Source organism: Sinorhizobium alkalisoli, from assembly GCF_008932245.1.
Classification (GTDB): domain Bacteria; phylum Pseudomonadota; class Alphaproteobacteria; order Rhizobiales; family Rhizobiaceae; genus Sinorhizobium; species Sinorhizobium alkalisoli.
Map to the genome: position 1 here is coordinate 775593 of NZ_CP034910.1, position 15330 is coordinate 790922.

Genomic DNA, 15330 nt, shown 5'->3' on the forward strand with positions numbered 1-15330 from the left:
GCAACCATCATCGTCCACATCGGGTCCGACCGCAGGTCCTCGGCCAGGTCAGAACGAGGTTGCCGTCGCTCACTTCGTGAAGCGCAGCGGAAGCCGCGCTCTGGGCATCTAGAGCAAACGAAAACTGGGAAAATCGCTATGAAAAACCTCATCCCCGCCCGCTTCTACACCTACGATTTCACACGCCTCTTCGTATCGCTTGCCTTTACGCTGGCGATTGCTGTGATTGTCTATTCGGTCCTGTTCGGACGCATCCTGTAGACATCTGAGCATGGGTCGTGTCCGTGCCCCGTCTGGTGATGGTCCTGACCCTAAGCTCTGAACGCTGCCAGTTCGCGGGGAAGGGAGGCGACTCGCTCACGTTCTGCAGCCTAACATTGCATTTTGCCATTCCGAAAACAAAAAGTTGACGTGGCCGCCGCTCTCGTCTATGGGAGGACATCGATACTTTGTTTGCCGATATTTGTTTTTGCCGCGCCTTGCGCGTCTCTTGACGAACTTCCCTCTCTCAAAAGTCGAAACCCCGCTGTGCGCCGCCCAGCGGTGATCAATGTTGCTAAGAAAGGGTTCGTTATGACCACTGGCACAGTTAAATGGTTCAATTCCACCAAGGGCTTCGGCTTCATTCAACCTGACGACGGCAGTGCCGATGTGTTCGTTCACATCTCTGCTGTTGAACGCGCGGGCCTGAATTCGATCGTCGAAGGTCAGAAACTCGGCTTCGAGCTCGAGCGCGACAACAAGTCGGGCAAGATGTCCGCAGGCCAGCTCCGCGCTGCCTGACGCTTTTCGCCGCTAATGACCACGGATGTACTGGCATGGCGGCAAGACGTTTGAAAAGGCCAGGCGCATGTCTGGCCTTTTTCCGTACAAGGCGTCGATAGCTGGCGTGAGGCAATCCTCTGGCTGCTTGAAAGGCGACCTTCGTGACTACAGCGCCTTGCGCGTCTTATTAGACGCGCAAGGCGTTGTAGCACTTTGAAGTGCTGCATGTCTTTGTCCTCAAATCGAGCTCGATTAGAGGAGACTTGCAGTAGAGCGGGATGAGGAAAAGTTTTCGCGGTTTTTCACCCGCATCCCGCTCTAACTCTTTAGGATGGAAGTCAAAGGAATAACGATTGAGACACCCGAGCGACAACGGCTTTGCCGAACGGCGGAATGCCGCGGCAGATGCAAAGCGCCAGCTTCTGCAAAAGTTCGCATCCGCTCCAAAGGCGACCGACCCTGAAATGCAGGAAAAGCGGGCGGCTCGTGAGGCGGTTAGCCGTGCCAGGGAAGCCCGGCGCGCCGAGCGCGAAACGCTGAAGCTAGCCGAGAATGCGCGGATTTTGGCAGAAGCCGCTCAACTGGCGGCGGCAGCCGAGGCCGAGGAAAGGGCACAAGCCGAAGCCCGCGAGGTAGAAATTGCCGATCGGGTCGCGCGGGTCGTCGCGGACGAGGCAGCCCGCAAGGCCGAACGCGACCGCCGCTATGCGGCCCGCAAGGCCCGTCGAGCCTGACACCTCAACACCTGCGCCCACAACACGGGCGCCGGTATTGCCCTGACAGATGACAGTGGGGCGAGCGAAAAACGGACCGGTTATCATGAACGCACACGCCTATCCAGCCGCCTCACTCGTTGAAGACAATGCTCGAGAGTGGCTGAAGACACTGGCGAAATACCGACAGCCCCGCCTCGGGCGTAGCGCCTTCGAACTTTTCATTACTCTGACCCCTTTCACCATCTTCTGGGCCGCTGCCTGCTTTTCGCTAGTCAACAGCTTCTGGCCCGGGCTCATCGCGGTCTTTCCTGCCAGCGCCTTCCTGCTCAGGCTGTTCATGATCCAGCACGATTGCGGCCACGGCTCGTTCTTCGCCCGTCGCGAACTCGATGACTGGACCGGCCGCCTGCTTGGGGTCCTGACGCTGACCCCCTATGACTATTGGAGGCGTGCCCACGCCGCCCATCATGCGAGTGCGGGCAATCTCGACGAACGTGGGGTCGGTGATATCACCACGCTGACGATTGCCGAATACCGTGCTCTTTCGCCGACAAAGCGTCTCGGCTACCGCTTGTACCGGCACCCGCTTGTCATGTTCGGAATCGGCCCGGCCTGGCTCTTCCTATTCAAGCAGCGCCTGCCGTTCGGAATGATGAACTCGGGTGCTCTGCCTTGGATTTCGACGATGGCGACGAATGGAGCAATCGCCACGCTGGCCGCCCTGATGGTGTGGACCGTCGGTTTGCAGAGTCTTCTCGTGATCCATCTTCCGGTCGTGCTGATCGCCGGTTCAGCCGGCGTTTGGCTCTTCTATGTCCAGCACCAATTCGAAGAGACCCACTGGTCGGAAGGCCAGAACTGGCGATTTCCCCAGGCGGCGCTGCATGGTGCTTCGCATTACGACCTTCCGCCGGTGCTGCGGTGGCTCACCGGCAATATCGGCATCCATCACGTTCATCATCTGTCCAGCCGGATACCCTACTACCGCCTGCCGGAAGTGCTGCGCGACCATCCGCAACTCGCCGACATCGGTCGTATCACCCTTTGGGATAGCCTCAAATGCGTGAGGCTCGTGCTTTGGGACGACCAACGCCGGCGGCTGGTTTCATTCCGTGACGCCGCTGGTGCGGGTGATTGCCCTTGACCGGCGTTCCTCTCCGGGATCGCTGTACCGCTCTCTTGCCGAAGATCGATGAAAGACGAAGACATGATTGAATTAACGCCAACCCAGATCCGCGGCCTGAAGCTCGTCAGGGATGGTGATGTCTATCCCCAGGGCGGGAAGAGGTGGACGCACCTGAATGCCCAGGTCACCTATGCAAAACACGACCGGTTCAAGGAGCGGCCGCAGAAGGTCAAGTTCCTGACTACCGCAACCCTCAACGACCTGCGCAAGCACAGCCTTGTGAAAGCGCTGAATACGGATGTTCCGCCCGAGGAGTCGGCTCATGGCATCACCATGGCCGGCAAGATCCTGCTTCTGAAGATCAAGTAGTCCGGCAGGCCCTTCGCCGGACAGAGCTCCGGCAACCAATCGCTCCAATTTCGCGCCGATTTTGATCCGCCTGCTCTTGGGTTCCGAAAGCTCGGCCCCATCCGCAAAGCCACCAGTTCGAGTCCAAGAACCTCGCCTCGGATAAAACTCGCGCATCCACGGCGGCCCGTGCCGGTCCTGCGGTCCGGATATCAGCGCAACTTGAATCGCTGGTGCACGGGCCTAACTAGACGGAGACCGGATTGCAGGGCCAGCCGTCTCATGATCCCGATTTACGATACCGCTCCGCGCGCCCGCCGTCCCGCCGTCGTCTACGCGATCATCGGGTTGAACTTCCTGATATTTCTCTGGATGATCGCTCTCCCGGAACCGGGCCTCTATTGGGTCCTGACCCACTTTGCACTCATCCCCCTTCGCTATTCGGACCCGCAACTCGCCATGGCCGCGGGTCTGGATCCGTACGATTACTGGCCGCTGCTCACCAACACCTTTCTCCATGGCGGCTGGCTTCACATCATCTTGAACATGTGGAGCCTCTGGATCTTCGGCCCGGCAATCGAGGCGCGTTGCGGGCGCCCGGGATTCATTCTCCTCTATCTCGCAGGCGCGGTGGCGGCGAGCGCGGCGCATCTCCTTGCCAACTGGAACTCGCCGGTGCCGGCGCTCGGCGCATCCGGGGCAATCGCGGCGATCATTGCCGCCTACGCGGTGACCTACCCGCGCGCAAAGGTCATCCTGCTCGTGCCGGTGCTCTTCCTGCCGCTTTTTGTTCCGGTATCGGCGCTGTTCTTCGCGGCATTCTGGTTTGCGATCCAGATTCTCCAGGGGACCCAGGACCTGTTCGCCAGTTCGATGGGCGCAGGCGTCGCCTGGTGGGCCCATATCGGCGGGTTTGTATTGGGATTCATCTTTGCGAAAGCGGCCCACGCGCTGGGGCTCGGCCGCGACATCGAAACGCGGCAATGGACCGGGTCGGTGCCGAGAATCCCGCGGCGCTGAGCAGACTCCTCTCCCGAAAATCGAACCAGATGTTGGCAGGCAACGCGTGGAGTCAAAGAGTAGCGGCGAGCCAGGCTTCTATGCCCTGCGCCGCGGCGCAGCCCGTGGCCAGGCAGGCGGTCAGCAGATAACCACCGGTCGGCGCTTCCCAATCGAGCATTTCGCCGGCGGCGAATAGGCCGGGCAGCGCCTTCAGCATGAAATGATCGTCGACGGCATCTAGGTGTATGCCGCCCGCAACAGAAATCGCCTCGGCGATCGGACGCGGCCGCTCGAGGGGGATTGCGAGTGCCTTGATCTCGGCCGCAAGGCTTTCGGGCCGGGCCTTTGCCGCTTGCGGCGCGATCTCGCGCAGCAGTGCCGCCTTGGCGCCGCTGAGCCCGGCGCCCTTGCGCAGGCGGTTGGAGAAACTAGCCTTGCCGTCCTGGCGGGCAAGGTCGCGGACAAGGCGCGCGAATGATCGTCCGGGCGCAAGGTCGACGATGAGCTCCGCCTTGCCCTCGCGCTCCAGCCGATCGCGCAGCGCTGCCGCATGCGCATAGACGAGGCTCCCCTCGATGCCGTGACGGCTCACCACGAACTCACCGGGAAAGACGCCCGCTTCGGAGGAGGCGACCACCGATTTCAGCGGCTCGCCGGCGAAGCGATTGCGAAAGCCCTCGCTCCAGGCGACATCGAAGCCGCAATTGGCGGGGCGGAAGTCCCTGACGGTGACGCCTTTGGCGCCGAGCCAAGGCACCCAGGCGGCGTCGGAGCCGAGCCTCGGCCAGCTTGCGCCGCCGAGTGCGATGAGTGCCGCAGCGGGGCGAACGATTTTCCGCCCCTCCGGCGTCTCAAAGCCGTAGCCGTCGTCAACAAAGCCCGACCAGCGGTGGCGGGTGAGGAGCCGAGCGCCTTGCGCTTCCAGGCGTCTGAGCCAGGCCCGCAGCAGCGGCGAGGCCTTCATGGCCTTCGGAAAGACGCGGCCCGACGAGCCGACGAATGTTTCCGTTCCGAGCCCTGCCGCCCAGGCGCGCAGATCATCCGGCGTGAACGCGTCGAGCGCCGGGCGCAGCCGATCGGCGGCGAACCCGAAACGGGCGATGAAGCGGTGATACTCTTCGGCATGGGTGATGTTGAGACCCGATTTGCCGGCGAGCAGGAACTTGCGGGCGGCGGTCGGCATCGCCTCATAGATCGTCACGGCATGGCCCCTGGCCGAGAGGACCTCGGCGGCCATCAGTCCGGCAGGGCCCCCGCCGATGACGGCGATTTCCTTCGGTGCCAATAGGGGTCCCCTCAAGACCTTGCTTCCGCTGGAGCCGGTCCGGTGGATTCGCGCAGGATGAGTTCGACGGGCCAGAGCTCTTGAATCTCGGCCGCGGGCCGTCCGCCAAGCAATTGCAGCACGAGGTCTGCCGCCCGCGCCCCGGCCGCACGCATGGAGGAACGGGTCGCCGATAATGACGGAACCATGTTCTCGGCGGTCAGATAGGGAAAGACGTCGTCATGGGCGATGACGGAAGTATCGCGGCCGACGACGAGCCCGCGCGAACGCACTGCCCGGTAGACCCCGAGCGCCGTCATCATCGAGCCTGCGACGAAAGCGGTGGGGCGTGGCAATTGCTCGAGCAAAGACCGCGCAAAGCGGAAGCCGAGTTCATCGGTGAAATGGCCGTGAACGACAAGGCGCGGGTCGAAGGCAATTCCGCGTTCTTCCAGTGCGTCGCGGTAGCCCTTGTCGCGATGGATCGAGAAGGTGTAGCCAGCGCCGCCATTGATCATCGCGATCCGCCGGTGGCCGAGGTCGAGGAGATGCGACGTCGCCCTGCGAATGGCTCCCTCATTATCGATGTCGAGCCACGCATGCGGCACCTCGGTCTCCGACCTGCCGTGGACCAGGAATGGAATGCCGAGCTTGTGAAGGAGGCGGATGCGCTCGTCGTCCGGCCTCGGCGAATGAACGATGATGGCATCGACACGGCCGCTCGTCACGAGCCTGCTGTAGATCTGAATCTCGTCGCGCGTCTCCTGCTCGGCCATCGGGCTCACAAGGATGTCGATGTCCTCGCCGTCCAGCCGTTCGGCCATGCCAATCATGAATTCCGAAAACTGGAACTCGCCCTTTCGCCCCATGACGGCGCCGATGGCGCCGGCCCGGCCGGTCACGAGCCGCACGGCATTGATGTTCGGACGGTAGCCGAGCCGCACGGCCTCTTCCGCTACCCGTTGCCGGGTCTTTTCGCTCACCTCCGGATAGCCGCTGAGCGCGCGGCTCACGGTCGTCGGCGAAAGACCCAGTTGGTGTGCGAACTCCTTGAGCTTCATGCGAGCTTGTCTGATCCCTGACCCCTGTTCCCGTGAGGAATATACGTCTTTGTTTCGCGGAACAACCGACCGTACGCCATTCGACGTCAAGTGGTTCTAGTCAAAGCGATTTAAATTTTGTGCGGTGAACGCACCGGTTGGATGGCAAAGTCTAGAATTCTCCACCAGTGTCGTTGAGGTGTTAAACCACTAAAAACTATATGTATTTGCGTGGTAGCGAGCGAAGCTCACCTCCTGCATCGTTTGTTGTATTGACACGCACAACGGCTTCTGACAGTTTTCTGCGGCCAAACCGATTTCGAATTCCGAGGAGTGATCGAGCGGTTTGAGTTTTGGAGGAGCCATCGAACATGACAATGCTTCTGAGGACGCTGACCTTTTGCGCCGCGTTCGGCGCTGCCGAACTGGCTGCTGCCGCCGAGCTGTCGCTTGCGGCCAACACCACCGGCAAGAACGTGAATTTCATGCGCGAGCAGCTCGACCTGTTCGAGAAGCGGACGGGCCACAAGGTCAGTCTCGTCACCATGCCGCCCTCGAGCAGCGAACAATTCAGCCAGTATCGTCTGTGGCTCGCCGCCGGGAACAAGGATGTTGACGTCTACCAGACGGACGTCATCTGGGCGCCGCAGCTCGCCGACCAGTTCATTGACCTGACGGACTCGGCGAAGGATGTCGTCGGCGATCATTTCCAATCGATCATTCGATCGCAGACCGTCAACGGCAAGCTCGTCGCGCTGCCGATCTTCACCGATGCGCCGGCACTCTACTACCGCAAGGACCTGCTCGAGAAATACGGCAGGACGCCCCCGAAGACCTGGAGCGAGCTGGCGGCGACCGCCATGGAAATTCAGGAGAAGGAGCGTGCTGCCGGGCAGGCGGATCTCTGGGGCTTCGTGTTCCAGGCGAATGCCTATGAGGGGCTGACCTGCAACGCGCTCGAATGGATCAAGTCGTTCGGTGGTGGGCAGATCGTCGAGCCGGACGGCACGATCTCCGTCAACAACGAACGCGCGGCCGCGGCGATCGAAGGGGCCAAGGCGTGGATCGGCACGATCGCGCCCCAAGGCGTGCTCGCCTACCAGGAAGAAGAAGCGCGCGGCGTCTGGCAGACCGGCAATGCCGTGTTCATGCGCAACTGGCCCTATGCCTATGCGCTCGGCAACGGAGACGACAGCGCCGTCAAGGGCAGGTTCGACGTCATGCCGCTTCCGACCGCCGGCGCCGGAGAGGAGCCGTCGTCGACGCTTGGCGGCTGGAATCTCGCGGTGTCGAAATACTCCGACGAGCAGCAGGCCGCGATCGAGCTGGTGAGGTTCCTCGCTTCCAAGGAAGTGCAGAAGCAACGCGCCGTGCAGCTGTCGCAACTGCCGACGATCGCCGCTCTTTATGACGATCCGGAGGTCGCCGCGGCGCAGCCCTTCATGCCGAACTGGAAGCCGATCTTCGAGAGCGCCGTGCCGCGGCCTTCTGCGGCCACCAAGGTGAAATATAACGAGGTCTCCTCGAAGTTCTGGAGCGCGGTGCACAACACGCTCTCCGGCAACGGAACGGCAGCCGAGAATCTCGAACTGCTGGAGATCGAACTGACCGAGCTCAAGGGCGATAGCTGGTAGCCTCCCCTGCATGTGTCCTCAAATCGGCGTCCGATCGTGAGGACAAGAACATGTTGCAGCCGTCGCCCGGGATGGCGGTCCACCGCGGCCGCCATCCCTCTACAGCGCCGCGCGTCTTATCAGACGCGCAAAGCTGCATGTCTTTGTCCTTAAAATCGAGGTCGATTTAAGGAGACATGCAGTAGTCAAACCTTCGGCGAAAAGCCGGATGGCAAAGGGGACAACGTCATGACCGATCTGACCGTTGCGGATCCGCCGGCCGCCCTCGCGAGCAACGCGCACATCAATTCAGACCTTCGGACACAGCGGGTGCGCTCCGCCTGGGTGTTCCTGGCGCCCACGCTTCTGGTTCTGGCGCTTGTCGCCGGCTGGCCGCTCGTCAGGACCGTCTATTTCAGCCTCACCAACGCATCGCTGACTAACCTTGCAGGCGCCGAGTTCATTGGCTTCGACAATTATCTCACCTGGATCACGCTGAAGAGCGGCCGAACCATTTACCGGGGTCTGCTCGCCGATCCCGCCTGGTGGAACGCTGTGTGGAACACGCTGAAATTCACGCTGATTTCCGTGAGCGTGGAGACGGTCCTGGGGCTGGTTGTCGCTCTGGTGCTGAACGCGCATTTTCCGGGTCGCGGCCTGGTCCGCGCCGCCATCCTTGTTCCCTGGGCGATCCCCACGATCGTTTCGGCAAAGATGTGGGCCTGGATGCTCAACGACCAGTTCGGCATCCTTAACGATATCCTGCTCGGCCTCGGGCTGATCGGCCAGAAGGTCGCCTGGACCGCCAATCCCGATACGGCGATGGTCGCCGTGCTGATCGTCGACGTCTGGAAGACGACGCCCTTCATGGCGCTCCTCATCCTCGCCGGGTTGCAGATGGTGCCGGGAGACATCTATGAGGCCGCTAAGATCGACGGCATCCATCCGGTCAAGGTGTTCTGGCGGCTGACCCTGCCGCTCATCCGGCCCGCGCTGATGGTTGCGGTCATCTTCCGCATGCTCGATGCCCTGCGCATCTTCGACCTGATCTACGTGCTGACGCCGAACAACGCCCAGACGAAGACCATGTCCGTGCTGGCGCGCGAGAACCTGTTCGATTTCGACAAGTTCGCCTACGGCGCCGCCGCTTCGACCATGCTGTTCCTGATCATCGCCGGAATCACGGTCCTTTACATGTGGTTCGGCCGCGTCAATTTCGAAGGAGAGCGCTGATGGTCGCGACAATTTCGAAGCGAGCCGCCTTCTACGCGCTTGTCGCCGTCATCATTGTGGTCGCGGTCTTCCCCTTCTATTACGCGATCCTGACCAGTTTCAAATCCGGGACTGCCCTGTTCCGCATCGACTATTGGCCAAGCGAGATTTCGCTTGCCAATTACACGAGCGTCGTCTCGCATGGCAGCTTCCTGCGTAACCTCGCAAACTCGCTCCTGGTCGCAACTTCGGTCGTCGCCATTTCGCTCCTGTTTGCGGTGACCGCGGCCTACGCCCTCGGACGCGTTCGTTTCCGCGGGCGCTCTCTACTGCTGTTGACAATCCTGTCGGTCTCGATGTTTCCGCAGATCGCCGTGCTTGCCGGGCTTTTCGAGCTCATCCGCGGCGTCGGCATTTTCAACACGCCTCTGGCGCTTATCTTTTCCTATATGATCTTCACCCTGCCTTTCACGGTCTGGGTGCTGACCACCTTCATGCGCGACCTGCCGGTGGAGATCGAGGAAGCGGCGATCGTCGACGGCGCATCGCCCTGGGTCATCATCACCCGCGTCTTCATGCCGCTGATGTGGCCGGCGCTGGTGACGACCGGTCTGCTTGCCTTCATCGCCGCCTGGAACGAATTCCTCTTCGCGCTGACATTCACCTCGTCGAACACCCAGCGCACAGTGCCGGTCGCGATCGCGCTTCTTTCGGGCAGCAGCAACTTCGAAATTCCCTGGGGCAACATCATGGCGGCGTCGGTCATCGTCACGGTGCCGCTCGTCGTCCTGGTGCTGATCTTCCAGCGGCGGATCATTTCCGGACTCACGGCGGGCGGCGTGAAAGGCTGAGCATTTTCCGTCCGGTCAATCGCGGGACGGCTGAGAAATCCGGAGAAACGAACTGGAGAGCGGTGCGCACGTCTGCGAGCGCATCCGCGAAGGAGAGCAAAATGGCAGAGCTTCAACTGCGTGATATCCGCAAGTCCTTCGGCGCCTACGAGGTCATCAAGGGCGTCAGCATGGACATAAGAGCAGGCGAGTTCATGGTCTTCGTCGGCCCTTCCGGCTGCGGCAAGTCCACGCTCTTGCGGCTGATTGCGGGGCTTGAGGAGATCACCTCGGGCACGCTCTCCTTCGACGGGCGGGTCGTCAACCATCTCGTACCGTCGAAACGCGGCATCGCCATGGTCTTCCAGTCCTATGCGCTTTATCCGCACATGACGGTCTTCGAGAATATGGCATTCGGCATGCAGCTTGCCGGCAAGGACAAGCAGCAATGCAGGAAACGGGTAGAGGCCGCGGCGGAAATGCTGCAGCTGACGCCCTATCTCGAGCGCCTGCCGCGCCAGCTTTCCGGCGGCCAGCGCCAGCGCGTGGCGATCGGCCGTGCGATCGTGCGCGATCCGACGGTCTTCCTTTTCGACGAGCCGCTTTCCAATCTCGACGCGGCACTGCGCGTGGCGACCCGCATCGAGATCGCCAGGCTCCATCGCAGCATGCACAACACGACCATGGTCTATGTGACCCACGACCAAGTGGAAGCGATGACGCTCGCCGACCGGATCTGCGTCCTGCGCGACGGGCGGGTGGAGCAGATCGGCACGCCGCTCGAACTCTACGAGCACCCCAACTCCACCTTCGTCGCAGGCTTCATCGGCTCGCCGAAGATGAACTTCCTTTCCGAGGCCTTCGCCACGCCCTTTGAGGCGGACATGGTCGGGATCCGCGCCGAGCACCTGGCGATCGACCAGGAGGGCGGACTCTGGCAGGGAAGTGTCGTTCACTCGGAGATGCTCGGCTCCGACAGCTATATCTATCTCGACATCGGCGCCGCCGAGTGCTCATTGTCCGGGAAGGGGGAACTTCCAACCACAAACCGGGAGAGACTGTGCGCATTTCGCCGGCCGCCGGCCAGATCCATCGCTTCGACGCGGCCGGTCGATCGATCGGACGCAAGGAGATGCGGGGGGCCGCCTAAAAGCAAGGTTTCGTAAATGCGCCGAAGACAAGGCGTCGGCGAAGCCACGCAAGTCTGCTTGGACCCAGGTATTGAGGATCATTTCCAACCGCCAAACGTTAGACCGGAATGGGTGCTACGCCAGCCCCAGTTCCGCGTCGACAAAGTCAAACAGGGCACCTTCGGGTGCCCGAGCCACGAGGAGAACGACCTTGTCTATCAACGCCATCGTGTGGGGCGAGAACGTCCACGAACAAAAGAATGCTACCGTCCAGGAAATCTATCCCGACGGCATGCACAATACGATTGCCGCAGCGCTGAATGCGGATGCCGCCATCGAGGCGACGACGGCGACGTTGCAGGAGCCGGAACACGGGCTGAGCGAAGATCGGCTCGCCGCGGCCGACGTGCTCCTTTGGTGGGGCCACGCCGCCCATGGAGACGTCGACGACGAGATCGTGGAGCGGGTCGCCCGGAGGGTCTGGGAAGGCATGGGGCTGATCGTGCTCCACTCCGGCCACTTCTCGAAGATTTTCAAGCGTCTCATGGGCACGCCCTGCGCGCTGAAATGGCGTGAGGCGGGCGAACGCGAGCGCGTCTGGGTGGTCAATCCGCGTCATCCGATCGCCGAAGGTCTCGGCGAAAACTTCGTGATCGAGTACGAGGAGATGTATGGGGAAGCGTTTTCAGTGCCGGAACCACTCGAGACCGTGTTCATCTCCTGGTTCGCCGGCGGCGAGGTCTTCCGCTCCGGGCTCACCTGGCGGCGCGGCGCGGGCAACATCTTTTATTTCCGCCCCGGGCATGAGACCTACCCGACCTACCACGATGCCACGGTGCACAAGGTACTGCGCAACGCAGTGAAATGGGCCTACAACCCGCAAGGCACCTATAAGGCGATCCACGGTGCGCCGAACGTGCCCGTCGAAAAAGCGCCGGAGCCGATCGTCGAACGCGGGCCGACGCTGCATCGCGCCGGCGAAGCGGGCTACCGCTAAGGGGGTTGCGATGCGTCTCCTGATACTCGGAACCGGCGGCATGGGAAACAGCCATGCCAATGCCTTTGCCAAGATAGACGGCGTCCAGATGGTCGGTGCCGTCGATGTCGATCCGGCGCGCGCCAGGGCCTTTGCCGCCCGGCATGGCATCGAGCACGCCTTTACCTCGCTCGAGGAGGCGATCGCCTGGGGCGAATTCGACGCGGCGACCAACGTCACGCCGGACAAGGCACACCACCCGACGACGCTGGCGCTGATCGCCGCCGGCAAGCACGTGCTCTGCGAAAAGCCGCTGGCGGAGAATTACGATAAGGCCGCGGAGATGGCCGAAGCCGCCGAACGCTCCGGCCTCGTCACCATGGTCAACCTCACCTACCGCAATGTCGCGCCGCTGCAGAAGGCGCGGGAACTGGTGCTCGCCGGCGAGATCGGCCGGCTTCGGCATCTGGAAGCCTCCTATCTGCAGAGCTGGCTCGTATCGAAGGCCTGGGGCGATTGGGCGAGCGAGTCCACATGGCTGTGGCGGCTGTCGACCAAGCATGGCTCGAATGGCGTACTGGGTGATGTCGGCATCCACATTCTCGATTTTGCAGGCTATGGCACTGGCAGTTCTGTGGAACGGGTGTTCGCGCGATTGAAGTCCTTCGAAAAGGCGCCGGACAACCGGATCGGCGAGTACGATCTCGACGCCAATGACAGCTTTGCCATGACGGTGGAACTGGAGAATGGCGCCATGGGCGTGATCCATGCCAGCCGCTGGGCGACCGGCCATCTGAACGAGCTGAGATTGAGGCTTCACGGCGACCACGGCGCGCTGGAGGTGATTCATACGCCGCAGGGGTCGAGCCTGCGGGCCTGCCTTGGCGAGGACGTGGAAACGGCGCTTTGGCGGGATATCGACGCCGGTTCGGTGGCCACCAATTACGAACGCTTCGTGGCCGCGGTCGAGAAGGGGGAGATGGTCGAGCCCGGCTTCCGCCATGCCGCAAACCTGCAGAAGGTTCTGGATATGGCAATGGAAACCGAAGCGGGGCGCTGCGAACTCGCCGTATAGCGCCTCTCCCGCATCGGCTCGAAAATCGTATCCGATTTTCGGAAAGCTCGATGCGCAGATTCAAAGGCTCGATGCTGCCCGGCGGGGATACACTCCATCCTCCCCAAATCGACCAGCGAGCTTGGGACACCAGAGACGCAAAACCCTGAAGCGCGCGCCCGGATCGGATCCGCTGTCTCGCGCTTCAGGGCTACTTCAGGCGTGTGAGTGATGGCGATAGTCCCAGACCGCCCAGGCTGCGAGTGCGGCGACGAGCAGACCCAGAATGACGTGGGTCCACATCGCATTCACGTTCGCCATGAAGCCGAGGAGCCAGGGAGATACGATCAACCACAGGCCGATCACCATATTGGCCCATTCCTCCCATTCGGCGAACGCCGAAAGGGTTGCTACCGCGAGGGCGCCGAGCACGATGCCGACGATCCAGGCGTTCCAGGTCGGAGCAGCCTCGGATGCGAAGCCGATGACCCAAGGAGAAACGAACAGGCACACCGCCAGGACCAGGTTCGCCCAGTCCTGGGCTCTTTTTCCTGCCATAAGAGTGCTGGGCATGACAACCTCCACATGAAGTTGGCCAAAGCGTCACCACTCGCTGGAATGAACGTCCCAACTCCGCTCGACCGAGATCGAGCAGTCGCTGTAACGCTTTGAATTGCCGGTGATTTTATCCAAAAAACGCCGCAAATACAAGAAATCCGTTGCCGAGGAGCTTTATGGCTGTTCGCCCGATGCACGGATCATCAGCCTTTCCCGAGTGGGCAGAGTGGCTTCCGCGTCGCGCGTCGTGTCATACATGCACTTTTCAGGGGCGCCTGACCTTCAGGCCGCCTTGCTGTGCGCACGCGCCGATGGCGTAAGATAGGCGTCGAAGGCGGCTGCAACGGTGCGGATGAGAAAGCGACCATCCCCGCGAAGCCGGATCACGCCCCCGTTGTTTTCCAGGACTCCGTCGCTCTCGAGCATTGCAAGCCGACTATTGCCGTCCAGGAGCATGCCGGGATCGAACCCGTGCTCGGCGGCGACGGCGGGAACGTCCACGTGAAAGTCGCACATCAGCCGCTCTATGATCTTCCCGCGCAGACGGTCCTCCCCGGTCAGCCGGTAGCCTTTCGTCGTGGCGAGCTGACCATCGGCGATCTTCTGGGCATAAAGGCCAGGCGGGATTTCGTTCTGCACATAGCCCTCCGGAAGTCGCCCGATCGCGGAAGCGCCGAGGCCGATCAGGGTTTCCGCCGCATCGGTTGTGTAGCCTTGAAAATTGCGCCGTAGCCGGCCCTCTTGCTGGGCCTGCGCCAAGCTGTCGTCGGGCCTGGCGAAATGATCGAGGCCGATGCGGCGGTAGCCGGCGGCCGCAAGGGTGGTAGCGATCGCCTCGGCCTGGGCATGACGGCCTTCCGCATCGGCAAGCGCTTTCTCGTTGATCAGGCGCTGGTGCTTCTTGAACTCGGGCACATGGGCGTAACCAAAGACCGCGAACCGTTCGGGTCGCATGCCGATCGCGGCGCGAGCCGTCTCGATACAGGATTCCACCGTCTGGTGCGGCAGGCCGTAGATCAGATCGAAATTGATGCTTTCGACGCCGGCCCGCCGCAGCCGCGAGACCGCTTCCATCGTCTGTTCCTCGCTCTGGACGCGGTTGATCGCCTTTTGCACGACGGGATCGAAGCTCTGTACGCCGAGGCTCGCACGGCGGACGCCGGCTTCGCCGAGCACCGCCGCCATCTCCGGCTCAAGCGTTCGCGGGTCGATCTCGACTGCGACCTCGGCACCGCCTGGAAGAGCGAAATGTTGCCGCAACAGCCCCATAAGGTCGACAAATTCCTCCGGCTTGATGATCGTCGGGGTACCGCCGCCGAAATGGACGTGATCGATGGTGAGTGTCTTGCTCGCCATTTCGGAAACGAGCCGGATCTCCTGACGCAACACGTCGAGATAATCGAGGATTGGCTGGTCGCGCTGGGTGATTGTGGTGTGGCAGCCGCAATACCAGCACATCGAGCGGCAGAAGGGTATGTGCAGGTAGAGAGAGGCGGCCTTCTCCGCCGATGCGGCGGCAAGCCAGTCGCCGTAGCTGTCCGCTCCGACGGCTGGCGAAAAGCGCGGTGCGGTCGGGTAGCTCGTGTAGCGGGGCAGGCGCGCCTCGCCATATTTCGCGACGAGAGTCGATTGCATGGAGATGTCCTTATTCAGGCGGAATGACACGTGCCGCATTCTAGGGGAATGCCCGTGCGCC

At 62.0% G+C, this 15330-nt stretch carries 15 protein-coding genes and 1 pseudogene; 12 read left to right on the forward strand and 4 right to left on the reverse strand.

The window, feature by feature from the left end:
* The first annotated feature begins 138 nt into the window (after positions 1–138).
* The 6 genes from EKH55_RS30075 to EKH55_RS21295 all read left to right on the forward strand — a co-directional run bounded on the left by EKH55_RS30075 (position 139) and on the right by EKH55_RS21295 (position 3975).
* Positions 139–261 (forward strand): hypothetical protein, encoded by a 123-nt coding sequence (locus EKH55_RS30075; protein WP_097527302.1) that lies wholly within the window; start codon positions 139–141, stop codon positions 259–261.
* 312 nt (positions 262–573) lie between these two features.
* Complete coding sequence (locus EKH55_RS21275; protein WP_069457508.1) at positions 574–783, forward strand: cold-shock protein; 210 nt, start codon at positions 574–576, stop codon at positions 781–783.
* A 335-nt stretch (positions 784–1118) separates the two neighbouring features.
* Positions 1119–1499, forward strand: coding sequence for a DUF6481 family protein (locus EKH55_RS21280; protein ID WP_069459351.1), 381 nt, complete (start codon positions 1119–1121; stop codon positions 1497–1499).
* A gap of 85 nt (positions 1500–1584) precedes the next feature.
* Positions 1585–2625, forward strand: a complete 1041-nt coding sequence (locus EKH55_RS21285) for a fatty acid desaturase (RefSeq protein ID WP_151613023.1) — start codon at positions 1585–1587, stop codon at positions 2623–2625.
* A gap of 63 nt (positions 2626–2688) precedes the next feature.
* A complete protein-coding gene (locus EKH55_RS21290) occupies positions 2689–2976 on the forward strand; it encodes a hypothetical protein (protein WP_151613024.1) in 288 nt (95 codons plus the stop codon).
* Positions 2977–3237: 261 nt separating this feature from the next.
* Positions 3238–3975 carry a rhomboid family intramembrane serine protease gene (locus EKH55_RS21295; RefSeq protein WP_151613025.1) on the forward strand — a complete coding sequence of 246 codons (738 nt, stop codon included), beginning with the start codon at positions 3238–3240 and terminating at the stop codon, positions 3973–3975.
* Between the two features lie 52 nt (positions 3976–4027).
* On the opposite strand, the gene EKH55_RS21300 is transcribed toward EKH55_RS21295, so the two are convergent.
* The gene (locus EKH55_RS21300) at positions 4028–5242 is read right to left on the reverse strand and encodes a TIGR03862 family flavoprotein (RefSeq protein ID WP_151613026.1); all 1215 of its coding nucleotides are present in this window, start codon (positions 5240–5242) and stop codon (positions 4028–4030) included.
* Positions 5243–5253: 11 nt separating this feature from the next.
* Positions 5254–6282, reverse strand: a complete 1029-nt coding sequence (locus EKH55_RS21305) for a substrate-binding domain-containing protein (protein WP_151613027.1) — start codon at positions 6280–6282, stop codon at positions 5254–5256.
* A 356-nt stretch (positions 6283–6638) separates the two neighbouring features.
* Between EKH55_RS21305 and EKH55_RS21310 the strand changes: the two genes are divergently transcribed.
* The 6 genes and pseudogenes from EKH55_RS21310 to EKH55_RS21335 all read left to right on the forward strand — a co-directional run bounded on the left by EKH55_RS21310 (position 6639) and on the right by EKH55_RS21335 (position 13097).
* Positions 6639–7895, forward strand: coding sequence for an ABC transporter substrate-binding protein (locus tag EKH55_RS21310; RefSeq protein ID WP_427915870.1), 1257 nt, complete (start codon positions 6639–6641; stop codon positions 7893–7895).
* A 228-nt stretch (positions 7896–8123) separates the two neighbouring features.
* Positions 8124–9107: a carbohydrate ABC transporter permease gene (locus EKH55_RS21315; protein ID WP_151613029.1), complete on the forward strand. Its 984-nt coding sequence runs from the start codon at positions 8124–8126 to the stop codon at positions 9105–9107.
* Complete coding sequence (locus tag EKH55_RS21320) at positions 9107–9937, forward strand: carbohydrate ABC transporter permease (RefSeq protein WP_151613030.1); 831 nt, start codon at positions 9107–9109, stop codon at positions 9935–9937. The genes EKH55_RS21315 and EKH55_RS21320 overlap by 1 nt, the downstream gene beginning before the upstream one ends.
* Positions 9938–10038: 101 nt before the next feature.
* Positions 10039–11066, forward strand: a pseudogene (locus EKH55_RS21325) (ABC transporter ATP-binding protein).
* Positions 11067–11257: 191 nt separating this feature from the next.
* Positions 11258–12043, forward strand: coding sequence for a ThuA domain-containing protein (locus tag EKH55_RS21330; RefSeq protein ID WP_151613031.1), 786 nt, complete (start codon positions 11258–11260; stop codon positions 12041–12043).
* Positions 12044–12053: 10 nt separating this feature from the next.
* Entirely contained in the window at positions 12054–13097 is a 1044-nt protein-coding gene (locus EKH55_RS21335) for a Gfo/Idh/MocA family protein (protein WP_151613032.1), read from the forward strand.
* 195 nt (positions 13098–13292) lie between these two features.
* Here the strand turns inward: EKH55_RS21335 and EKH55_RS21340 are convergent, their stop codons facing one another.
* Both EKH55_RS21340 and hemN read right to left on the reverse strand, forming a co-directional pair.
* Positions 13293–13649, reverse strand: coding sequence for an SPW repeat protein (locus EKH55_RS21340; protein ID WP_069459360.1), 357 nt, complete (start codon positions 13647–13649; stop codon positions 13293–13295).
* A 267-nt stretch (positions 13650–13916) separates the two neighbouring features.
* Entirely contained in the window at positions 13917–15269 is a 1353-nt protein-coding gene (hemN, locus tag EKH55_RS21345) for an oxygen-independent coproporphyrinogen III oxidase (RefSeq protein WP_151613033.1), read from the reverse strand.
* Between the last annotated feature and the right edge of the window lie 61 nt (positions 15270–15330).